The sequence below is a fragment of the Mesonia profundi genome (assembly GCF_031085155.1).
In the GTDB taxonomy this organism is placed as follows: domain Bacteria; phylum Bacteroidota; class Bacteroidia; order Flavobacteriales; family Flavobacteriaceae; genus Mesonia; species Mesonia profundi.
The window spans coordinates 108,819-131,447 of the sequence record NZ_JAVHUL010000003.1; the positions used below are offsets into that span (position 1 = coordinate 108,819).

The 22,629-nt window shown below is 38.0% G+C and carries 16 protein-coding genes and 1 tRNA gene; 9 read left to right on the forward strand and 8 right to left on the reverse strand.

All coding sequences use genetic code 11. The features are described from left to right. Positions 1-584 precede the first annotated feature (584 nt). Both RBU60_RS02170 and RBU60_RS02175 read right to left on the reverse strand, forming a co-directional pair. A complete protein-coding gene (locus RBU60_RS02170; RefSeq protein ID WP_308862991.1) occupies positions 585-1,283 on the reverse strand; it encodes an alpha/beta fold hydrolase in 699 nt (232 codons plus the stop codon). A gap of 217 nt (positions 1,284-1,500) precedes the next feature. Beyond that, positions 1,501-2,130 (reverse strand): hypothetical protein, encoded by a 630-nt coding sequence (locus RBU60_RS02175; protein WP_308862992.1) that lies wholly within the window; start codon positions 2,128-2,130, stop codon positions 1,501-1,503. Positions 2,131-2,298: 168 nt separating this feature from the next. Here RBU60_RS02175 and mqo point away from each other — a divergent pair, with 168 nt between their 5' ends. Next, positions 2,299-3,819: a malate dehydrogenase (quinone) gene (gene mqo, locus RBU60_RS02180; RefSeq protein ID WP_308862994.1), complete on the forward strand. Its 1,521-nt coding sequence runs from the start codon at positions 2,299-2,301 to the stop codon at positions 3,817-3,819. Positions 3,820-4,110: 291 nt separating this feature from the next. Next, complete coding sequence (locus RBU60_RS02185; protein ID WP_308862995.1) at positions 4,111-5,259, forward strand: transporter substrate-binding domain-containing protein; 1,149 nt, start codon at positions 4,111-4,113, stop codon at positions 5,257-5,259. Between the two features lie 95 nt (positions 5,260-5,354). Here the strand turns inward: RBU60_RS02185 and polA are convergent, their stop codons facing one another. Continuing rightward, positions 5,355-8,201, reverse strand: a complete 2,847-nt coding sequence (gene polA / locus RBU60_RS02190; RefSeq protein ID WP_308862997.1) for a DNA polymerase I — start codon at positions 8,199-8,201, stop codon at positions 5,355-5,357. Positions 8,202-8,552: 351 nt separating this feature from the next. On the opposite strand from polA, the gene RBU60_RS02195 reads away from it, so the two are divergent. Beyond that, positions 8,553-9,773, forward strand: coding sequence for a metallophosphoesterase (locus RBU60_RS02195; RefSeq protein WP_308862999.1), 1,221 nt, complete (start codon positions 8,553-8,555; stop codon positions 9,771-9,773). 151 nt (positions 9,774-9,924) lie between these two features. Continuing rightward, on the forward strand, positions 9,925-10,221 hold the full coding sequence (locus tag RBU60_RS02200; RefSeq protein ID WP_308863001.1) for a thioredoxin family protein: 297 nt from the start codon (positions 9,925-9,927) through the stop codon (positions 10,219-10,221). A 484-nt stretch (positions 10,222-10,705) separates the two neighbouring features. Here the strand turns inward: RBU60_RS02200 and RBU60_RS02205 are convergent, their stop codons facing one another. Together RBU60_RS02205 and RBU60_RS02210 are read right to left on the reverse strand one after the other, a co-directional pair. Beyond that, the gene (locus tag RBU60_RS02205; protein ID WP_308863003.1) at positions 10,706-11,332 is read right to left on the reverse strand and encodes a polysaccharide deacetylase family protein; all 627 of its coding nucleotides are present in this window, start codon (positions 11,330-11,332) and stop codon (positions 10,706-10,708) included. Position 11,333: 1 nt separating this feature from the next. Next, positions 11,334-14,651 carry a glycosyltransferase family 117 protein gene (locus tag RBU60_RS02210; protein ID WP_308863005.1) on the reverse strand — a complete coding sequence of 1,106 codons (3,318 nt, stop codon included), beginning with the start codon at positions 14,649-14,651 and terminating at the stop codon, positions 11,334-11,336. A 401-nt stretch (positions 14,652-15,052) separates the two neighbouring features. On the opposite strand from RBU60_RS02210, the gene RBU60_RS02215 reads away from it, so the two are divergent. Beyond that, positions 15,053-15,128: transfer RNA gene (locus RBU60_RS02215), tRNA-Gln, on the forward strand. Positions 15,129-15,352: 224 nt separating this feature from the next. Here the strand turns inward: RBU60_RS02215 and RBU60_RS02220 are convergent. Next, positions 15,353-16,399 (reverse strand): IS4 family transposase, encoded by a 1,047-nt coding sequence (locus RBU60_RS02220; protein ID WP_308863019.1) that lies wholly within the window; start codon positions 16,397-16,399, stop codon positions 15,353-15,355. Positions 16,400-16,722: 323 nt separating this feature from the next. Here RBU60_RS02220 and RBU60_RS02225 point away from each other — a divergent pair, with 323 nt between their 5' ends. The 3 genes from RBU60_RS02225 (at position 16,723) to RBU60_RS02235 (ending at position 20,257) form a co-directional block, all read left to right on the forward strand. Continuing rightward, the gene (locus RBU60_RS02225; protein WP_308863007.1) at positions 16,723-18,123 is read left to right on the forward strand and encodes a TolC family protein; all 1,401 of its coding nucleotides are present in this window, start codon (positions 16,723-16,725) and stop codon (positions 18,121-18,123) included. Positions 18,124-18,298: 175 nt separating this feature from the next. Next, on the forward strand, positions 18,299-19,078 hold the full coding sequence (locus RBU60_RS02230) for an HlyD family secretion protein (protein WP_456085762.1): 780 nt from the start codon (positions 18,299-18,301) through the stop codon (positions 19,076-19,078). Positions 19,079-19,084: 6 nt separating this feature from the next. Next, positions 19,085-20,257: an ABC transporter permease gene (locus RBU60_RS02235; protein WP_308863010.1), complete on the forward strand. Its 1,173-nt coding sequence runs from the start codon at positions 19,085-19,087 to the stop codon at positions 20,255-20,257. Positions 20,258-20,520: 263 nt separating this feature from the next. On the opposite strand, the gene RBU60_RS02240 is transcribed toward RBU60_RS02235, so the two are convergent. Beyond that, entirely contained in the window at positions 20,521-21,630 is a 1,110-nt protein-coding gene (locus tag RBU60_RS02240) for a HigA family addiction module antitoxin (protein ID WP_308863011.1), read from the reverse strand. Positions 21,631-21,632: 2 nt separating this feature from the next. Continuing rightward, positions 21,633-21,953: a type II toxin-antitoxin system RelE/ParE family toxin gene (locus RBU60_RS02245; protein ID WP_308863013.1), complete on the reverse strand. Its 321-nt coding sequence runs from the start codon at positions 21,951-21,953 to the stop codon at positions 21,633-21,635. Positions 21,954-22,289: 336 nt separating this feature from the next. Here RBU60_RS02245 and RBU60_RS02250 point away from each other — a divergent pair, with 336 nt between their 5' ends. Then, a complete protein-coding gene (locus RBU60_RS02250) occupies positions 22,290-22,517 on the forward strand; it encodes a hypothetical protein (protein ID WP_308863014.1) in 228 nt (75 codons plus the stop codon). Positions 22,518-22,629 lie beyond the last annotated feature (112 nt).

The window sequence follows — 22,629 nt, forward strand, 5'->3', positions numbered from 1 at the left end:
GATGAGAAACGGGCTGCAAAAATACAATTTTTAATTTATTGAGCAAGGGGGAGAAGTTAATTTTTTACCTAATAGTTCTCGCTTCCAACTATTTGAAACTCAAAGTGAAGCATAATTATACGCTAAAGACACATAAGAATTAGATTTTGGGCGTTGCCTGCGGCCGGGCCTGCCCGAACTCTAAGGGCGGGCCTGCCCGAACTCTAAGGGCGGGCTTTACACTACAATCTTTTTTAATCTTCTGCTCCCGCAAAGATTAAAAAAGGATTTTTATTGCAATCCTTAACGCGGGGATGCGTGGTTGAGTTGGTGAGTTTTGAGTTGAATAAAAAAAAGCTCAGTCCTGCGGACACCTCCCCTCGACAAGGGGAGCAACTTGAATTTTTACTTATTTTGGGTTTCATTCATTCTTCACAACCTATGTAGACATTCCATATACTATTAATTTTACTTCCACGTTCCTTCCCTTATTTTCAAGGGGAGGTGTCCGCTATTTTCATCGGACGGAGGGGTTTTTTCTCCCTAAATCTAAAACCCAGGCTAGCTCCCGGCTTTTTCATTTTCTGTTGATTGGTTTCTTAAACCTATTTTTTCAAAAAATAAGAAATTATGATTTCGCTTAATTGCTCTTGATCTATTTGTACTATGGGATGTTTAAAGCCTTCTATTTCTAAGAATTTTCCTTGGTTTAGTTTTGCGACCAATTCTTGGGATTCATTCTTGCTAACCATCTTATCTTTAGAGCCGAGAGCGACCAAAACCTTCGCTTCTACAATTTTAAGAGACTCCAAAGCAATGGCATTTCCGTTTCCTAAACCGTGCATCATTTGGGCTGTCTTAAGGACCAGAGTTTTCCAATTCTCCGTACCGTGTTCTTTTTTTAGCATTTCCACAAATTGCGGAATTTTCTCCAACATCTCCTCTGGCCTCAAGAGTTTAACCTCTTTCTCGGCCGTCTCGACATCCCATCGAATTTTTGTTCCCAAAGTCATCAATTTCTCTACTTTTTCGGGATAATTTATAGCTAATTTTAACGCGACATAACCTCCCATACTATAACCAAAAATGTTAGCTGAGGTCAGTGAATTCTCTTCCATATAAGACAAGACGTCGTTTTGAAACAATTCCATAGAAAATTCTCGATCTGTAGAAGAATTTCCATGTCCCGAGAAATTGAAGGAATGCACTTTAAAATGAGGCTGCAGCAGTTTCTTTAAAATATTGAATTGTTGCTGACTGCCCAAAGCACCATGAAATAATAGGATGTCGGTCTTTTCTTTCATAATCTTTTTTTTATTACATCGTTTCTTTCTGTGCATTTTCACATCACTAAATCATCACATTTTCAAATTAACCCATCACCACATTTTCATTATTAAAATAGTCAAGAAATCATAGAAGAAGACTCCGGTACAATTTTCTTTAGAAAATCACTCAGCCATCGTCTATGATTTTCACATCACTAAATCAACCTCATTTTCAAATCATCACATCAGCAAATCACCTCAAAAACCCCTGCGCTTTAATCTGCTTTTGGATTTGGGCGATATCATCGGGTATGTTTTCGGCGTTAAGCCAATTCATATCCAATCCGTGGTTGATGGCGGTTTGCATCAGTAATGGTTTCTCGCTAATCAAATCGGCTAATTCCTCTAGAGGCTCTTCAAATTCTAGGAGTAAATCTTCGTGCATACTTTTTATGAGTACCAAGCACCTAAAGGTTCTTGTTACCACATAGAGACAAAACTTGCTAGCGTGATTTCGATTCGTTTTTTGGAACAAGGGATCTGAAGATTTTAAAACCGTATTCAGCATCAAAAGGTTGAGGGAGACTTCACCAAATTTATCTTTGGTCACGCGCACGTGCTCGGCAATATCGCCGCTAAGAAAACGAATAATTACTTTTAGGTGATTGAGTGACTTTGCGTAAGAGGCAATTTCTTTAGCTCGTGTTAACACGTGTTCTTCCATGATAGCGCGGTGATCGTCTACATTTTTATCATCTAGAAGTTCAAAATACAAGCGATTCACCAAATTGTGGTCTTTCTTCAACAGCCGAATAAGGAGTTTGTCTTTTTCCTTTTCGGATAACTGCAAAACGGCTTCTTTAAATTCTGGACTAAATTTCATCTGATTTCTGGTTGTGATTCTAGGCTATACAATAATACGGAATAATGGGCAATATCACTTCCGTAAAGAAAGAATAGGATTAAACGGGGATAAAAGACGGAAGTATTAATATTTCTTTAATAAAATTTAGATCTGGTAATTCATAACTTTGGGAAAAAGCAAGATACAATGGCTCAAGAGAAGAAGTTTGAAAAAGAATACGACCTTATTTGTGTAGGTGGCGGAATCATGAGCGCCACCTTGGCGTTAATGTTAAAACTAATCGATAAAGACTTAAAAATACTTATTGTAGAGCGATTAGATCAAGTCGCTTTAGAAAGTTCTGCCGCTTGGAACAATGCAGGGACGGGACATTCTGCTTTATGTGAGCTTAATTATACGCCACAACGGGAAGATGATTCTATAGATGTAAGCAAAGCAAAAGAAGTGTTTAAGCAGTTTGAAAATTCAAAGCAGTTTTGGTCTTATTTGGTGGAACAGGGATTGTTAAAAGATCCAGAGGTATTTATTCATGCGGTGCCGCATCACAGTTGGGTGAAAGGGAAAGAAGATGTAGATTTTCTAAAGAAGCGTTTTGAAGAAATGACTCAGCACCCCGAATTTAAAGAAATGCAATTTTCTGAAGATCCTAGCATCCTAAACTCTTGGTTTCCCTTAATAAAAAATAAGTCTAAGAAAGATCCTGTGGCTGCTACAAGAATGGAGTTGGGAACCGAGGTCAACTTTGGAGAGTTAACACGCTCTTTTTTTAAAATTCTAGAAGAAAAGTTTGACACGCCCGTTTATACCGAATGCGAAGTAGAAGATGTAGACCCGAGTGAAGATGTAGAATGGCTTACCGAAATTAAAGACCTCAAAACACATCAAAAATACTACTGCAATGCAAGTCACGTATTTATTGGTGCTGGCGGCGGCGCATTATCTTTGTTGCAAAAAGTAGAAATAGACGATAAAGAGGGTTATGGAGGTTTCCCTGTAAGCGGGCAATGGCTTATTTGTAAAAATGAGGAGATGATTAAAAAGCATCACGCCAAAGTATATAGCAAAGCAGGACCCGATGCGCCGCCTATGTCAACGCCGCATTTAGATACACGTTACATCGAAGGGAAACAAGAACTTTTATTTGGCCCGTTTGCCGGATTTAGTACCAAGTTCTTAAAAGAAGGCTCGTACTTAGACTTGTTTAAATCTATAGAGATAAATAATATTCCTTCGCTTTGGGGCGCTTTTTGGCATAACCTGCCGCTCACCAAATATTTGATTCAGCAAGTAGAAATGAATCACGAAGATCGTATGGAAAAACTGCGAGTGTTTGTTCCGGATGCCAAGAATGAAGACTGGGAACTCAAAATTGCAGGACAACGGGTGCAAATCATTAAAAAAGATGAAAAAGAGGGTGGCGTCTTAGAATTTGGAACCGAAGTGGTACATAGTAAAGACGGTTCAATTACCGCATTATTAGGCGCTTCTCCTGGTGCATCTACGGCCGTACACATTATGACCGAACTTATTACCTATGCTTTTCCAGAGAAAACGGCGACCAAAGCTTGGCAGGATCAAATGCATGAAATGATTCCTTTTTGGGATAAAAACATTGACGAACATCCGCTTGAATTTAAGAAAATGCAAGAAAAATGCTCAGAAATCCTGAGAATTGGGGCGTTTTCTTCAGTAAAGTTGCAAAAATAAATAACTTTTAAGAATTTTTGCTATTTTGCACTACTTTAAAGATATCTTATCGATATTTTATAAAATGGTATTTTTGAATTGTATATTCGTTTAGTCTCCAGTGTAGTCAAATAATAGTTCTGATGTCACGTCGAGCCTTTCGTCTTCCCGCCAGAATGAATTCTTTCGGGCTGGCGCTCAAGACAGGCTAAAGTCGAGACGCTTTTGTTTAACCTTTCGACTCCGCTCTCCCGAAGCTTCGGGAGTGGCAAAAACTACTTATAGAAATGGAAGCGGATAAATAATTTTTGAATGATTAAATATAACAATACATCACATTTAATACATAATAACAACTTTATGACTTCCAAAAATTTTCTTTGCGGATTTATTCTTTCCATCTTTTGTTTCAGTTTATCTGGAAATCAAGTACATGCACAAACGGCAACAACCGATTCCCTTCCTAAAGTATTAAAAGTAGGTTTGGCGGGAAGCGAACCTTTTGTATTTGACAATGCAGACTCTGAAGGAATTGCCGTAGAAATATGGGATGAAGTAGCCGATGAAAAAGGCTGGGAATTCGATTATGTATCTTATACTTCTGTGAACAAAGGATTAGAAGCCGTTAAAAAAGGGGAGGTAGATTTAATGGTAGGTCCCATTAGCATCACCTCGCAGCGTGCCAAGCATTATAGATTTTCACAACCTTATTACCAGTCCAGTTTAGCGATTGCTTCTAGAGTAGAGGATGCCGGATTATGGGGTAGAATTAAACCTTTTTTTAGCATGCAGTTATTGATTGCGGTAGGAATATTTGTATTTATTTTATCTATTGTAGGAACTCTGTTTTGGTTGGCAGAAAGACACCATTCTCCAGAACAGTTCCCCGCAGATCCTGCTAAGGGAATAGGAAATGGAATGTGGCTCGCCATAGTTACGATGAGTACCACAGGATATGGTGATATGGCGCCGATAACGCTTCGGGGTCGAATTATTGCCGGAGTTTGGATGGTGGTTACCATTATTTTTGCGACTTCCATGGTGGCAGGAATCGCGAGTACACTTACGCTTTCTGGTCTAGGTTCTTCAACCGTAAGTAATATCGAAGAATTATCTGGTAAGAAAACGGCGACCATAACTGGTTCTCCTGCAGTGAGCTTTATTAAAGAACACAAGTCTAAACCGGTGATGGTTGAGAGTCTTCAAGAAGCCATGAAATTGTTGCATGATAAAAAAGTAGATGCGGTAATCTATGACCGACCTCAATTGCTTTATTTTCAAAAGAATGGTCCAGAGGATGAGATTTTTATCGCTAAAGCGGAATACTATAAGCAAGGTTACGGCGTGGCGTTTCCTCTAGATAGTGAGATGGTAAACGAAGTAAATTTAGGCTTATTAGAACTCGCTGAAAAGCAAAGGGTAATTGAAATTGTAGATAAGTATTTAGGGAAAGACGAGTAGTTTCTATTCCATATAAGTGCAGAGATGCGCTCATGAAAAAAGCCAGAAGAAATTCTGGCTTTTTTGTGTTTATGATTTTGATAGAAGGGAAAGTTCTAGTGTGCTTCTAGCCAGTTTTCGCCAGTTCCAATCTCTACATCTAGAGGTACGCTTAACTCAAACGCATGTTCCATTTCTTGTTTTACCATTTTTTGAAGCGCTTCCAATTCTTCTTTGTGTACATCAAAAATCAATTCATCATGTACTTGTAGTAACATTTTACTACGATACTTATTCTCTTTTAGCTTTCGCTGAATGTTGATCATCGCCACTTTAATAATATCGGCGGCACTTCCTTGAATAGGTGCATTTACCGCATTGCGTTCGGCAGCGCTGCGCACGATATTGTTTTTAGCATTGATGTCTTTTAAATACCTTCTTCTTCCCATTACGGTTTCTACATAGCCGTTTTCTCGAGCAAAATGTACTTGCTCGTCCATATAGTCTCTTAGCTTGGGGTAGGTTTTGTAATAGGTTTCTATGAGCTCTTTAGATTCACTTCGGCTTAAATCGGTTTGATTGCTTAATCCAAAAGCAGAAACTCCATAGATAATTCCAAAATTAACCGTTTTGGCATTGCTTCGTTGCTCTCTGGTTACTTCTTCCAGCGGAACATCAAAAACTTTTGCCGCCGTAGAAGCGTGAATGTCTTCCCCATCTTTAAAGGCCTTGATCATGGTTTCTTCTTCACTTAACGCCGCGATAATTCTAAGTTCTATCTGCGAGTAATCGGCGGCAAGTAAGATGTGATTTTCATCTCTGGGAATAAAGGCTTTTCTTACTTCTCTGCCTCGTTCTGTTCTTATAGGAATGTTTTGTAGATTAGGATTATTAGAGCTCAATCTTCCCGTAGCCGCTACCGTTTGCATATAATCGGTGTGAACGCGACCGGTCTTAGGTTCAATTTGCTCTGGTAAAGCATCTACATAAGTATTCTTTAATTTTACCAATCCGCGCCAAGCGAGCACATCTCTAATAATTTGATGCTCGTCTGCTAAATAGGAAAGCACCTCTTCGCCGGTAGAATATTGTCCGGTCTTGGTCTTTTTAGGTTTATCTACCAATTCTAATTTTCCGAAAAGAATCTCGCCCAACTGCTTAGGAGAACCAATATTAAATTCTTCTCCAGCTTCTTCATAAATCGTTTTTTCGAGGCTAAGAATGTCTGTTTCTAAAACATCAGAAAGTGTTTTTAAAAACTCACGGTTCACGTGAATTCCTTCCAACTCCATTTCTGCCAATACTTTTAGCAAGGGTAACTCCATTTCTTCATAGAGTTTCTTGGTTTGGGTTTCTTCCAGCTCCTTATCAAAAAATTCTTTTAATTGGTAGGTGATATCAGCATCTTCAACAGCATATTCTTTCTGTTCTTCTAAAGCCACGCTGCGCATGGTTTTTTGGTTCTTTCCCTTTTTTCCGATAAGGTCTGTAATGGGTTTTGGAGAATAGTTGAGGTAAGTTTCTGCCAAAACTTCCATATTATGACGCATATCTGGATTGATCACATAATGCGCTAACATCGTATCAAAAAACGGTTCAGAAACCTCTATTTCGTAATGGGCCAAGACTTTAATATCGTACTTCAGGTTTTGTCCTATTTTCTGAATCTTGGGATTGCTAAAAAACTCTTTTAAAGGCTCCAAAATATTTTTCGCTTCCTCTTGGTCTTCGGGAATAGGAAGGTAATAGCCTTTTCCTTTCTCCCAGCTAAAAGCAATTCCTACCAATTCGGCTTCAAAAGTATCGAGGGAAGTGGTTTCGGTATCAAAACAAACCGAAGTTTGTGTATTTAATTTTTTTAAGAAAAGTTGAGTCGCCATTCCGGGTTCTATCAACTGATAAAGATGCGAAGTGTTTTCTAGGTTTTTATACCCTGTAAAATTTTCTGCGGAAACATCTTCTTTAGAAGTGTCGTTGCCAAATAAAGAAAACTGTCCTGCCCCTGCGGGAGATTTCGCCTCTTTTTTCTTTTCTGAAGTTGCCGCAGGAGTCGTTAAGCCACCGCCAGATTCACCGCCTTCATTAAACATTTTTATAAACTGATCGGTAAGCCTTCTAAATTCTAATTCTTTAAAAATTTCCACAACTCCTTCTACATCGGGTTTGGAAAGTTCGTATTCTTCTTCATTAAATTGCACATCACAATCGGTGAAAATGGTGGCTAACTTTCTCGAAAGTCGGCCTAATTCTGCATTGGCAATGACTTTTTCTTTCATTTTCCCTTTCAGCTGGTCGGTGTTGGCCAAAAGCCCTTCCATACTGTCAAACTGAGTGATGAATTTTTTAGCGGTTTTATCTCCAACTCCGGGTAAACCAGGAATATTATCAGAGGCATCTCCCATCATTCCCAAGTAATCAATCACTTGCTCGGGACGTTCTACCCCAAAACGTTTTTGTATTTCTGGAATTCCCCAAATCTCAATGGCATTTCCCATTCTTGCGGGTCGGTACATAAAAACATTTTCAGAAACCAGCTGTCCAAAATCCTTATCGGGCGTTACCATAAAGACTTGGTAATTTTCTTTTTCGGCCTGCTTGGCTAGCGTTCCTATAATGTCATCGGCTTCCAAACCTTCTAGTTCAATACAAGGAATGTGCATCGCCGTTAATATACTTTTAATATACGGAATTGCGTCTCTAATCGCCTGTGGCGTTTCGTCGCGATTGGCTTTGTATTCTTCAAACATTTCGGTACGAGCCTTGCTTCCTCCTTTGTCAAAACAAACCGCCAAATGATCTGGTTTTTCTCTTCGAATCACATCAAAGAGAGAATTGGTAAAGCCCATGATGGCAGAGGTATCTTGTCCCTTAGAATTAATTCTAGGGTTTTTGATAAGCGCGTAATAACCTCGAAAAATTAGAGCGAAAGCGTCGAGTAAAAAAAGTCTTTTTTGATTGGCCATGAAACTGATATTGAAAATGGAATGTAAAGGTATCAAATCTACAAGATTTTACGTCAAATCAGCACTTCTTGTCCCAGTTTTTCTTCCGCGAAAGCGCTATAAACGGAAAAGTTCACAGCGTTAAATAATATAAAAATGAAGAGCCAAGGAGCTCATTTTGCGTAGTTTTGCAGCGTTAAAACATCATTACTTTAGAATAGCAACAATAAAACGCCCTTTTTTCCTTTCTACTTCAAGATAAAACGAAACCACAGCTAAGGCTATGCTTTATTTTTCAAATTCGTATAAAGAAAAAAATCATCATTTTATGTTATCACAATTTCAAAGTAAAAATGTTATAAATATAGAAATATGCGTTGGGTTCTTTTTGTGGTTTTATATGTGTTAATGACTTTTTATAGCCATCAGGCCGTAAAAGTTGCTTTTAAGTCGGTTTGGTTTCAATATTTTCTCATCGCGATGTCATTTATAGTTCTTGGCAACTTCGTATACCATTGGGTGCAGCCCAGCGTAGGAAAAGTGCTGAGTCCTTCTAAAAGTTATGCGCTTGGTTTTTTATTAGCTTTTGTTTCGGCGGAATTGATTCTGGTAGTTTTCATGCTGGGAGAAGATATCATCCGACTTTTTTCTGCTACCTACCATCGCTTTTTTACGCCAGATTCTTCTTTTCATCTCCCTTCGCGACGTGTGTTTATAGGGAAGTTGGCTATAGGAATTGCGGCGATTCCTTTTGCGGGTTTAATCTACGGAATGTTTAAAGGGAAATACGATTTTAGAGTGCTGAGTTATACCTTAGAATTTGACGATTTACCGGAAGCTTTCGATGGGTATCGAATTACGCAAATTAGCGATATCCACAGCGGTAGTTTTGATAATCATAAGAAAATTGAATATGCGGTAGACCTCATTAACGAGCAAGAAAGCGATACGATTCTATTTACAGGAGATTTGGTAAATAATCTAGCTGCCGAAATGGACAACTGGAGCGAATTGTTTTCTACCTTAAAAGCAAAAGACGGGGTGTATTCAATTTTGGGAAACCACGATTATGGAGATTATATGACATGGCCCAGCGACACAGAAAAGGTAAATAACCTCAATAGATTGAAAGAAATTCAGGCCGAAATGGGCTGGAAATTGTTGCTTAACGAGCATACTTCGATTACTAGGGGAGAAGATAAAATCAATATCGTTGGGGTAGAGAACTGGGGAAAAGGTGGTTTTGTAAAACACGGCGATGTAAATAAAGCTGCAGAAGGTTTAAGCAAAGAAGATTTTAAAATTCTATTAAGTCACGATCCTTCCTATTGGCAGGAAAAGATAAAAACAGACGAGAAACATTATCAGCTCACCCTAAGCGGACATACCCACGGCATGCAATTTGGAATTGAAATCCCGGGTTGGATTAAATGGAGTCCTATTCAATACCGTTATGAAAATTGGGCAGGCATCTATAAAGAATTTGGTAGATACATGAATGTAAACAGAGGTTTTGGTTATTTAGGTTACCCAGGAAGAGTAGGAATTTGGCCAGAAATTACCGTGATTAAATTAAAAAGAAAAACGGCTTAAGGCAGGGAGTAATAAAACCTAAGCTTCCAGAAAGTAGTCTTACCAGCGCGTTTCTTTACCTCGCGATGGGTTCTAGAGAATCTTAACAATTTCCTAATTGTTTGGTAATTAGCAAGTGCTTCTCTATTTTTATTTTCTAAAAAGTACTTATATGTCAAAATTCGGAGAATTAATCGATCTAGAAATACCTGTTTTACTAGATTTCTATACCGAATCGAGTGAAAAAAACACTTCTACCCACCAAACTCTTAAAGATGTTGCTTCGGCTTTAGGCGATAAAGCTAAAGTCATAAAAATAGATGTCGATAAAAACAAAGCCTTAGCAGGAGCCCTGCGTGTTCAAGGGGTGCCTAGCTTTATTTTGTATAAAAAGGGAGAAATGCTATGGCGTTTTAGCGGGGAACAAGATGCCAACAGCTTAATCGCTATCGTAGAAAAACATATTTAATCCCTCCAAAGGGTTTAATTCCCCAAAGCCCGCTCGTGTAACGTTCGGATGGGCTTGTTTCGAATTTTCAAAAAATATTTTCGAATTCATACCTCGTGGGTCTGTCTGACGACAGATGCAGGCTTACCCAGAATTTCTTGATTCCTAGTTGTCTGGTAAAGAACCAACCTGCCTGGCAAAGACAGGGACTTAATTGTAACTAATCGATAAACTGTAGTGGAGGTTAAATTAATAGAGATCAGTAGTTAAATACTTACTTTTACTGTAATCTAACGTATTGATTTTAATCTATTTAAAATATATTCTATTGTCAGTTCGAGTGGAGTCGAGAACTTTTCGGATACTAAAAGTAGGTTTCGACTGCGCTCAACCAGACATATATAGCCCAGGTTTAAACAGTAATCCATGCAACTAGCTACTGACCTCTATAAATTAAATATACCCCTCTCTCTCTCTCGATAAAATCTTGTTAGATTTCATCCAATTAAAACGCATCAAATCTATATCCTAACTTGCTGTAATGTGCCAAAACTTTAGGTAACACATACTCCAAGTTTTTTTTGGCTTTTATGCTGTCGTGAAAAACCAAAATGCTTCCATTTTTGGTATGATTAAGAAGCCTTTTCCAACATTTTTCTTTAGAGATTTGAGCATCGTAGTCTTTGCTCAACACATCCCACATCACCATTTCATAATCTTTTAAAATCATTTTGGCTTGCGAGGAAGTTGATTTTCCGTAGGGTGGTCTAAATAACGCTTTCGCGGAAGTAGAAACGTATTTATTAATGAGTTGTTGGGTATCATGAATCTGTCGTAAATATTCTTCCGAAGGGGTTTTCCATCCGTTCACATGCTGAAGCGTATGATTTCCCACCCGATGTTCTTCCTTAAGGATAGCCTGTAAAACAGCAGGATGCTTTTGAATGTTTTCTCCAATACAGAAGAAGGTCGCTTTCGCCTGAAACTGATCCAGAAGTTGGAGCACCCACGGAGTCACTTCGGGGATGGGGCCATCGTCAAAAGTGAGGTAAAGCACTTTCTCTTTCCTAGAACTATGCCATATTCTATGAGGGTAAAGCAGTTTTCCGAGAAGAGGAATAAGCTCCGCCATATTATGATGACGGAGTGCTTACTGTACTATCTCGAATGATAGGTTGTTCTTGCTTGAGTTCATTTTCTAGATTGGGACTATTCTGCAAAGGTAAATCTTCCTCTACATCATAGTTTTCATCATCTCGGTAAAAGTGTTTAAACTTTTTAAGGTAGTTGTTAAACTCATCAGCCTTTTCTTTTACCAGTTCATCATCTTGATTAAGAACGAGTAAGTCGATTAAGCTTCTGTAACGCTCAATATCGGTAATGATTTCATCACCAATATTGTATTGTCTTTCTAAAGATAGTTTACTATAATAGGTGATGCTTTCTTGGTATTTCTTAGCCACTTGATTCCAAATTTTACGAGCTTTTTCTTTTTCGCCAATTTCATAATAACCGTCTATAAAAGGTTCTAAAAGCGGATAATAACCAAACTTATCTACCGGCATTTTCTCCATTCCTAAATCTAGAATCTCTTTTGCTCTCACCGAATCTTTTTCTTTGAGTAGGTTTTCTACCAAACGGGCTAGGTTACTTCTATAGGTAATCGAATTTTTCCTGGTCTCTGGATCGTAATAAATATCGTCGCTTCCGCTATTTCCCCATTCCCAATTAGAAACGATATCATACATCTTATCGGTATCTATTCTTCCCATGGTGTATGGATCTCTAGGGTTGATAGGCGTTTTAATAGGAACCAATTTATAACAAACTCCGTCTAGCTGAAGGTAATCCTTCATCCATAAATAATCATCATTTCCAAAGCTTCCTCCCGTAAAGTAAATAGGTCTCTTCCAATCTGTATTGGCTAAGACATCTAACATTAGGATGCGGTTTTTGTACATCGCATTGCCTTGCAGTTCAATATCTATATAAGGAACGATTTTATCTTTCTCTTCGGCTTTTACAATGCCGCTATTGATGGCGTTGGTAGCATTTACAGGAACCCTAATGTGTTTGGTAGGGAAAGTACTCACGGTTTGTCCGTTGGGCAATTCGGCTTGTGTACTGGCGTGATCGCTTTGAACGTATTTTAACCAACTCTTAAGTAAGAGGGTGTCTTTTACGCGGGGATCTTCCATAAATCGTACATAATCATTTTTCCCATACAGATAATCTTTGTGCTCAAAAGTGGTTTTTACGGCCTTACTTTCATAGGCAGCTTTTCTCATTTGATCGATATACCAATCGGTGGCAAATAGGCTGGTGTTGATTACCCGCACATCGGTACGGTATTCTTCAATCTCTTGCACGTACCAAAGCGCAAAGGTGTCATTATCTCCAATGGTAAATAAGATTCCGTTTTCATCTACAGAGTCGAGGTACATTTTTGCCATAGACCTAGCGGTATATCTTCCAGATCTATCGTGATCATCATAATTTTGTGAAAGTAAAATTCCGGGAACGGCAATTAAACAAGCTAGCGTAACTATAGGAGCCATTATATTTGGAGAAGCGTACTTTTTAAACTTATCTACGATGGCATAAACTCCAAAGCCTATCCAAATGGAGAAGACGTAAAAGGAGCCTACCAAGGCATAATCTCTTTCTCGCGGTTCAAAGGGTCTTTCGTTGAGGTATATCTTTAAGGCAATTCCTGTGAAGAGGAAAAATACCAGTAAAACCCAGAAGGTTTTGACATCTCTTTTGGACTGAAACAACAAGCCGATGAGTCCTAAGATAAGCGGTAAGAAGAAATAGGTATTTCTTCCTTTATTGTTTTCTACATCGCTGGGTAAATTGTCTTGAGAACCCAACCTCATCTCGTCTATAAAATCGATTCCGCTAAGCCAGTTTCCGTGAAGATCATCATACTTTCCTTGAATATCGTCTTGTCTTCCTGTAAAATTCCACATAAAATACCTCCAATACATATATCCCATTTGAAACTGAAATAGGTATTGAAAGTTGGAAGCAGTAGAAGGCTTTTTTATCTTGAGGTAAGCGCCAAACTGTTCTAAGAAGCTAATGTAATCTTCGTTGGTAAGTTTTCCTAATGCGTATTCTTTCTTAAACTGGTTGACCGTAGAAACCAACTGATCTTCTTGTTGGTATTCTTCTCGAATAGAAAATTCTATAGGGCCTGTAAATTGCATATAGTTGGCCATGTGGTCTGTACTCCACATCCTAGGCAAGAAGGTTTTATGTTCATCGCTAGAGTTTTGCTTGGCATTTTTCCAGTTGTTAACAATAACGTATTTTCCGGTGGCTTCATCTTCCTCATATTTAGGTTTATCGTCCATATAAGGTTGATCTTCATCTAAACCGCCAAAAAGATCTGTAAACTGCGGACCGTAGAATAATTTTGTTTCTGGGTATTGTTCTCGGTTATAATAAGCCAAAAGTTCTCTAGCGTTATCGGGGCTGTTTTCATTAATTACTGTTCCTGCATTAGCACGTATAGGAAGCATCACCCAAGAAGAAAATCCTATAAAGATAAATAAGGTACAAAGGATAAGGGTGTTGGCGTGAATGTAATTTTTCTTCCGTGTAAACGTAAGTCCGTAATAAAAAGCAGCAATCAAAACTAAGGCTGCGATAATGGTGCCCGAGTTAAAAGGTAAGTTAAAGGTATTGACAAAGAACACTTCCGCTTCAGCGAAAAAAGTAAGCGAATAAGGAAGTAGCAATTTAAAGATAAACATAAGAATCGCGACCACGACCACATTGGCAATGATGAAATTCTTTACGGTTACTTTCTCTACATTTTTAAAGTAGTATAAAAATCCGATGGCCGGAATGGTAAGCAGCGCCATAAAATGCACTCCAAACGACAAGCCAATAATAAAGGCAATTAAGATAAGCCAACGATTACCGCGAGGCTTAAACATATCTCTGTCCCAAAGCAAACCGACATAAAATAAGATGGCCATAAGGAAACTTGCCATGGCGTACACTTCGGCTTCTACGGCACTAAACCAAAAACTGTCTGTAAAGGTAAACGCTAAAGAACCTACTAGGGCGCTTCCTAAAACAGCTAATTTTTTGGAAGGGGAAAGAATTTCTTCGTGTCCTGCTATTTTTCTTACCAGTAAACTGATAGACCAAAACATAAATAGGATGGTAAAGGCGCTAGAAAAAACCGATACCATATTTACCATAAGCGCTACTTGATCTGCTCCCGAGGCAAAAGTGGAGAAAAAGGCACCTGTCATTTGAAACAACGGTGCTCCTGGGGGGTGACCTACTTGTAGTTTTGCTGAGGTGGCGATATATTCTCCTGCATCCCAAAAACTGGCCGTAGGTTCTACGGTTAATGTGTAAGTGAGTAAAGCAATGGCAAAAACCGCCCATCCTGTAATTTTATTCCACTTACTAAAGTTAAAGTCTCTCATAGGTATTCATGATATTATCTAGCAATTTGGCGAATTTAAGAATAAATGCCGAATGATAGGAGAACGGGAAAGAGATAAAAATATTTTTTTAATTGTGATCGATTAAGATATTAGACCTGCCCGCACCGAAGGGGTACGTTCGGGCGGGCCGCTCTGCTTTTAGAAAATAGAAGTTAGATTTAATTTTAACTCACTAGTAAATAAAAGCTTAATTTGTAAATGGTATTTAATTTTGGAATTATGAGCCGATTGTGAAAAGTAAGGCTGAGTCTCACTTCCATCACTTAGACAGTTGCTGTGTTGAAGGTTTTAATTGAAAGCAAATATTTTTTTAAAATAATTTTTAATTTTTGTTTGGAATAATGAAAGTTTATTTTAAATTTGCACTCGCATTACAGCATTGGCCTATGGTGTAACTGGCAACACGTCTGTTTTTGGTACAGAAGAGTCTAGGTTCGAGCCCTAGTAGGCCAACCAATTAAACCCTCAACTGTTTAAAGCTGAGGGTTTTGTGATTTTTTAGGGGGGGAGGAATAGGGGGAAGTTATTTAGAAGACTATTATTTCAGTTATTTTTTTAAATGGAATGGTAAGGATCAAAACCATTACTGTCCGACTAAAATACGGATTTAGACAAAAGTATTCATTGCGCCCAATAAAAGCGTTGTTTTTTCCTTTAAACCCAATAGCAAGGGGGCAGCGTCAAAATAGGGTCAATTGTTTATCTGGGGGCTTTGTGGTAAGCTCCTTCCATTTTTTGTTCGGATCTTCAAGGAATCTGAACAGGTCAATGTAAGTCATAAGATGAAACCGTATCATCGACACCATATTGGAATATGCCCATTTTCTTTTTGTTTTCCGCTGTATTACCAGCATCAGCAGCTGTATGATAAGACCGCACCATATCTGTATTCCTATGGCATTTTGATTGTCCCCGAGAAAATACTTTAGTGGAAAGTTTTGTTTGAGCCTTTTAAACATGGTCTCTATTTGCCATCTGTGTTTATAGATAGCGGCAATTTTGTCCGGTTCCAGTTCAAAATGGTTTGTAATGAACTCGAACACTTTTCCTTTTTCATTGTCCCAATAGGCAATGCGCCTTAGTTCAATGTTTTTTTCTTGTTTTTGGACACTGATCCGTTCATCCTTTAACACCGCATCCCTTGTGGTATCGGACAGTTCAAATTCCCTGACACTTTTATAGACCGCATTTTCTTTTTGCCTGGTCACAAAAAAGATCTCATCCCCGCTCCATTGCAAATATTGTAGGTAATCATTGTAGGCTTTGTCAAAGACAACGATAGAGCCCTTTTCCAGGTTCAGTTCTTTTAGAAAGGTATGGTTGTGCGTAGCGGCACTGCTAAAGCGGATAAGACAGGGAACATCTTCTAGCGCATTTATCATGGTGTGCATTTTTATGCCACCCTTTTTCTTACCGTTGACAGGGTTGCGGCCAACACCTTTTAAAATATCACTGAACAGGCTTATGGTGGTGGAATCAACGATTTTTAAATGCTTGACGGGCAAGGACAACGGACTGCTGTCCGATAAAAATGAACGGTATGTCCTAAACAAGCTATAGTAGATATTGGCAAAGACTTCGCTACTACGATTTTTGTTGGCATCGGACAAAGTGCTGCGTTTTGGAAAATGTTTAAGGTTCAAATGTCCTATTCGCCCCTCGCAGGCCAATAATATAGTGGATAGCTCACGCAGGGAGCTAACACCGCTCAAAGTTGCGCAAACCATCGTTACCAAATGATCGTATGTTTTAAAACGGTGTAATACCTGTCGCTGTTGTGTTGGGATACTGTCCGGGTAATTATTGATGGGGAAAGCAATTTTAATAGTTGCTTAATGATGGGCTGTCCGCTAAAGTTGTTACTTTTGTTCATAGTATTTAGTTTGTGGAAAAACCAAATTACTATAAAGCGGGAAATCCATCAAGGAAATCCCGCTCTTAAAAAGTTTTATCGGACACTACTGTTATTTAATGACGATAGTCAAATAGGTTGCTTCTGTCAATTAAATATTTTCGTTAACTTTAAAGAAATTGGGTAAATCAGTCTAATATGAAAAGGAAGTTAAGCTGTTTGGGCATTATAATGATATTCTTATTGGATACCCCCATCCAGGCCCAAAGCTTTATTGAAGCTATTTTAAAAGAGCCCATTCAAAAAGCGATTACAGAAAGTGCCGAAGTTGATATACAGCAAATGCAAGCTGAAAACACACAATTTGATATGGAGATCGTGAAGGGAAAAAGATTGCCCCAAATTTCAATTTCTGGCGGCTACGGATTTTTATATTCTCAATTGAGTCCAAAGTTTCCCACCCAATATTTACCCATTAGCGGCACGCCATTTTTAGAAGATCCCCTCGTCTCCAATTTTCAAACCCAGGTATTTCTAGGCTCGCTATCGGCAAGGCAGCTTATTTTTGCGGGTAACCAAATTAATAGTGGCATAAAAGCATTAGAAGAAAAACAAAAAGCAGAACGTTTTTTAGCTGAAGCTGGTAAAGAAGAGATTGCTAAGGAAGTCATTACTACTTTTGACCAATTGATGCTCTTGAATGAGGTGGATAAATTAATTGGAGATTCTGAAAAGCGGCTCGAAACAGAACATAAAAAGGTTTTAAAAGCTATAGAAAATGGCCTGGCCATTCCTTATGACCGGGACAAAGTGAAATTAGCAATGCTGGAACTGAAAGAGAAACAGCTTGAAGCCGAAGGAAACAGAAATGTTTTGCTTGCCAAGCTAGGTTACCTTACCCAAATGAGCGAACAAGAATTACAGGCTATCGCCTATGAGTTAAAAACCTTTATGATAAGCACGGCTTCCCTGGATGCAGAAAAAAGAGTAGAGTTAAAAGCCCTGGAAGCGGGAAAAAAAGCAAAGGAATTTGCTTATAAAAAAGAAAAAGGAAGTTTTTTCCCAAAAGTTTTTGCTTTTGGAAATTTGGCGTATTTAAATGCCTTCGACACCAGTATAGACTTTAAAGATGTACCCATTGCCGGCGATGTAACTTTAGAAGCAGAGCACATACGCATGGAGCCGGCAGCTGCGGTTGGCGTTGGTTTACAATGGGATTTGTTTAAGGGAGGTGAAAACAACAAGAACATAAAAAAGGCCGGGATCGAACTCGAGATAAGTAAAACCAAGCTAAAGGATACCCGTGAGAAATTTGAGCTGCTGTTATTTAAAAATCAATCTGATTTAAAAACAGCAGAGCAAAAGGTTTTAGTGGCAGACCAACGCGTTAAGATAGCCAAAAACAATTTACAGCTGGCTACCCAACAATACCGCGCCGGTTTAGTTGATTTAACAGAACGTCTGGAATCTGAAAATAATTACTACAAAGTAAATTTAAATTATTACAATCAAATTCTCAATCAAAGGGCAGCGACAATAGAACTTTTGCTGGCCACCGGGGAGTTGTTGGATAAAATTTATAGCAAAAATGAAAATTAAAAATAGTTTATTCTTAGCGATTCTGGTTGTTTTTGCCGCTTGCTCCGACAAAAAAATTGAGCCAGCCTTTATGGGGAAAATTGAGCGGACGCAAATCTCAGTGGTTACCAAAGTGCCTGGTACTGTTGAAAAGATATTGGTCTCCAAAGGGGATCTTGTAAAAAAAGGTGACACTTTGGCTATTTTAGATATTCCCGAAGTCGATGCCAAAAAACAACAGGCCGAAGGTGCTTTTAAATCTGCAGAAGCGCAGTACCAAATGGCCCAAAAGGGAGCTACAAGTGCCCAATTGCGCCAATTACAAAACAAGGTAAACGGACTTAAGGAACAATTTGAATTTGCCCAAAAATCTAAGAACCGGTTAGAAAAGATGTTGCAGGACAGCCTCATACCCCAGCAACAATTTGACGAGGTTTATGCTAAATACCAGGGAGCTAGAAATCAATACGAAGCTGCCAAAACCGAATTGGAAGAAGCTCGCACCGGTGGGCGTCTAGAACAGCAAACCATGGCCCTGGGACAGCAATTGCAAGCCTCAGGAGCAATCTCTGAAGTAGATGCCGCTGAGCGAGAAAAATATATGACCGCGCCCCAGGATATGTCTGTAGAAACCATCAACTTGGAGATTGGGGAGCTTGCCCTGGCTGGCTATCCCGTGTTTAGCGGTTATGTAGATCAATCGGTCTATTTCAGGTTTACCATTGCCGAAAGTAAATTGGGAGAAATTAAACCGGGTAAAAAAGTAAAAATAAAAGTGCTTTATAAAGATACTGAACTTATTGATGGTGAAGTAGTCATGGTGAAGGCATTGAGTTCATACGCCAACATCGCCACTGCCTATCCCGATTTTGACATGCAACAAGCCTTGTTTGAAGTGGAAGTGCAACCTACAAATCCCGAGGAGGTAAGAGGATTGATAACCAAAGCATCGGTTTCCCTGGAACTCGACAAATAGATTAAAGTGAAGAAATTTATACATTTAATAAATCGGGAATTCAGGCTGTTCTTTAGCAATAATGTCCTGCGATTACTGTTTATAGGCGCTCCCATTTTATACGGTGTGCTTATAGGTGCTGTTTATCAAAAAGGGAAAATCACAGATTTGCCCATAATTGTAGTCGATCAAGACCAGAGCCCAATGAGTGTTAAATTCATTGATATGCTCGAGGAGACCGAGAGTATTGAGGTAGCAGCAGTTTTACCCTCCCTTAATGATGCAGAAAATAAAGCTATAGATGAGGAAGCCACTGTTATTGTTAATCTCCCAAACGGATTTACTTCCGGAATCCAACAAAACAGGTTGCCCGAGATTACCATTTTTGTAGATGCTTCCAACACCCTTACTTCCAATACTGCTTTAATGGCGGTAAATGGGGTTGCAATGACGATGAAAGCGGGTATTCAAATAGAATCCCAATTGAAAAAAGGAGTCCCCGAATATATAGCCGCACAAAGTTACGAACCTTTTAAAACCACCATCATAAAACAAAGTATCCGCAGTGGAAACTATCTATATTTTATGCTTCCTGGAGTCTTGCTAACGGTTTTTCAGCAGGTTTTACTCCTGGGACTGGCTCTAACCTTTGCTGCCGAATATGAAAACGGAACCTTTAAAGATTTGGTGCGAAAAATGCCCAATCCATTTGGAATGTTGGCCGTTAAAATTATTCCCTATATGATTATGTCTATAGGCATACTCCTACTCTATTATGGTTTTTCAAAATATTACAATATGATCATTGGTGGTGCTTTTTGGGCATTTTCATTAAGCACTTTTGTCTTTATTTTGGCCGTTTGTGGCATAGGGGTCCTGGTGAGCATTGTTTTACCTAATCAATTAAAAGCTACAGAAGTATTGATGGTCGTTGCTACGCCAAGCTTTATCCTTAGCGGATTTACCTGGCCTTTAAGTCAAATGCCAGCCTGGGTACAATTTATCGCCGAGTTAATTCCGCTAACGCATTATTTAAAAACCTTTCGATTACTGTATCTCAACCACGCCGAAATTTCACATATTTACGGGCCGGTGATCGCCATGGCTATTATAGCGCTAGTTTGTTTATCGCTATCAGCAGTTATTTTATATTTCAAAATTAGAAAGACAAAAATAGCTCTGGAAGAAAATGCTTTGTAAGCCAGGTTTAAGCCTTGCAAAATAAAAATCACCTATAGAAATATAGCTCTAAAAAGTTATTGATCTTACAAAAATAACGGGTTTATTTTTTAAAACCATTGATGTCCGGTAAAAATATAACTAATTAGCTTATTCTCTTTTATAGCAATGCCTAACCGGACGATAGTGGATCAAAAACAAAAAAACCGGAGCAAGTCCGGCTTTTATCTTTAGATTTTTTTAAGTGCAGCACCAATGCCTATTAATTGGCTGGGCACTTTAATTTAAAACAGCTTATAATCTATTCTGGTTTTCTTTTTATAGAATCCAAACTTATAGCACGCTCTGCCCCGGAGAATACTGGGGTGAATTCCTATTTTTTCCGCGTATTCAACTATATTTTGGTCATCCAGTGGGCGAGCTCCATATCTTTCAAGATACTCTTCCCATTCATTGTCAGAAATTAGATATTGCTCTGCAAACCTGTTTGCTTCTTTTTCTTCGCTAGAGTTTTTATATTCTTCATCCTCATTTTTAGAATCCAAATCAATAAATCGGCTCTCATTATTGTTTACCAAGTGCTTAAAAATATGTCCTAATTCGTGAAATAATGTGAATGCAAAATTATCCAGACGTTTATGCCTTATTGACATTCCAATTGCCGGATTTCCGTTACTCCAAAAAGAAATTCCATCCACAGGCGTTTTAGTTCCTTTTGTCTGAAAAATCAATTTAATACCGTAAGCGGCCAGTAAGCTTTGTGTGGTTCTAAGAGTATATTTATTTTCTTTTAATATACCTTTCAGTTTATTAATTAGTTCCTCCTTGCATTTATAATCAAAAGCTGGTACCGAAGCAAAACTAGCTCTATGTTCCACAAGTTTAGCCCATCCTATAATATTTATAGGATCAATCTTCAATTTCGTTGATTTTTTAAATCGAGCGAAACTAGGTTGAGTTCGCATATTTGCGAACTGCTCAAAATGTTCAACGCCATAAATGGCTTTAATAGCCTGTATATCTTTTATTGGATCACCTTGAAGGATTTTTTCCTTTCTAAAAAAAGTATAGGCAACATTCTCCTTAATAAAATCTAGCTGCTCTATCGCTTCAAGCCTTTCATTATCCTTTGCTTTAATCCTGGCTAAATCTAAATCATAATTTTTCTGAGCTTCCATCCAATAATCAGCATCAATGTCCAAGGTTTTTTCTAATAGAATAGCGAGATCTGCATTAAGGTTTCTTTTTCCTTTAATGAATTCATTTAGTTGACTTCTTTTATAGCCTATTGTTTTTGCAAAATCTGATTGAGAAATATCAGAAGCGTCTAATTCATCCTTTAGGATTTCTCCCGGATGTGTAGCGATTAATGGAGTTAGGTCGGTTGCTTTCATAATTATTGATAGTGCTTGCTGAGTTCTTCTAATTCTAAAATATCGATTTGTAGGGAGTCTTCTTTAGAAGCAACTTCATTGAAAATGATTCGATACTGTTTGTTAATCCAAACGGCACTTTTACCGTTTAAGTTCCCTTCTTTTTTTTCGTAATGAAGGCTTTTTATTTGATATAGCTGTTCTATGCGGGTAGCAGATTTCAGTTTATTAACTGTTTTTACATACTGTTTTACTAAAGCAGGATTAGATTTAAAATCTTTATACTTTTTAGTTTTGCCTTCATAGAGGTCTTCTAAATAATCTTTTAGAAATACTATAGTCATCTAATTCTTTTGCAAATATAATATTTGTTCACAATATTGTGAACAAATTAATGTTAATAATTATAAAATAATTTTCTAATTCTTTTTACTTGATTTTTCCAAGAAGTTCGTTGTTATCTATATAAATCAGGCTTTTAAAAAGAAAAGTGAAGATAAATTTTTTTAAAACATTTACAGAAATTCTTGTAAATCTAACTTTCATCTCTTTATAATATCAAAATTATAAAAATTAAGCCAGGGTATTTGAAGATGTATTTATCTTCTCATTAGCATTTTCAGAATATCTAATTTTGCAAAATCAACGAGCCATCTTTGTTAATAAAATGAACCTCTCTTATGAATACAAAAATCCAACTAAGCATTCGGTTAGATCAAAGCCTTATGAATGCCTTAAAAGAGTCTGCAAAAGCAGATAATCGGAGTTTAAACAGTTATATAGAAAAGGTATTAAAGGAAGACGTGGGAAATATACCGAATGCTACTACTTTAGCGGCTATGGAAGAAGCCCGAAACGGAAATCTGGAAAGAATAGAAGATATTGATGATTGGTTTGAAAAGCTGTAATTGATGTGTTTAGGTAGAAAGGGGCTATTGAAGACTGGACTTCCTAGTAATTTTGTGACTAATTTTATTAGGCCGCTTTGTTAAAAAATCCTTTTAATTTTAGTTCCATTTC

Coding starts and splice junctions, on each gene's coding strand:
- RBU60_RS02200 (WP_308863001.1), top strand. CDS start 9,925: ATGTCAAAATTCGGAGAATTAATCGATCTAGAAATACCTGTTTTACTA.
- RBU60_RS02225 (WP_308863007.1), top strand. CDS start 16,723: ATGAAAAGGAAGTTAAGCTGTTTGGGCATTATAATGATATTCTTATTG.
- RBU60_RS02220 (WP_308863019.1), bottom strand. CDS start 16,399: ATGGTTTGCGCAACTTTGAGCGGTGTTAGCTCCCTGCGTGAGCTATCC.
- RBU60_RS02245 (WP_308863013.1), bottom strand. CDS start 21,953: ATGACTATAGTATTTCTAAAAGATTATTTAGAAGACCTCTATGAAGGC.
- RBU60_RS02250 (WP_308863014.1), top strand. CDS start 22,290: ATGAATACAAAAATCCAACTAAGCATTCGGTTAGATCAAAGCCTTATG.
- RBU60_RS02175 (WP_308862992.1), bottom strand. CDS start 2,130: ATGAAATTTAGTCCAGAATTTAAAGAAGCCGTTTTGCAGTTATCCGAA.
- RBU60_RS02210 (WP_308863005.1), bottom strand. CDS start 14,651: ATGAGAGACTTTAACTTTAGTAAGTGGAATAAAATTACAGGATGGGCG.
- RBU60_RS02195 (WP_308862999.1), top strand. CDS start 8,553: ATGCGTTGGGTTCTTTTTGTGGTTTTATATGTGTTAATGACTTTTTAT.
- RBU60_RS02170 (WP_308862991.1), bottom strand. CDS start 1,283: ATGAAAGAAAAGACCGACATCCTATTATTTCATGGTGCTTTGGGCAGT.
- RBU60_RS02240 (WP_308863011.1), bottom strand. CDS start 21,630: ATGAAAGCAACCGACCTAACTCCATTAATCGCTACACATCCGGGAGAA.
- RBU60_RS02205 (WP_308863003.1), bottom strand. CDS start 11,332: ATGGCGGAGCTTATTCCTCTTCTCGGAAAACTGCTTTACCCTCATAGA.
- mqo (WP_308862994.1), top strand. CDS start 2,299: ATGGCTCAAGAGAAGAAGTTTGAAAAAGAATACGACCTTATTTGTGTA.
- polA (WP_308862997.1), bottom strand. CDS start 8,201: ATGGCCAATCAAAAAAGACTTTTTTTACTCGACGCTTTCGCTCTAATT.
- RBU60_RS02185 (WP_308862995.1), top strand. CDS start 4,111: ATGATTAAATATAACAATACATCACATTTAATACATAATAACAACTTT.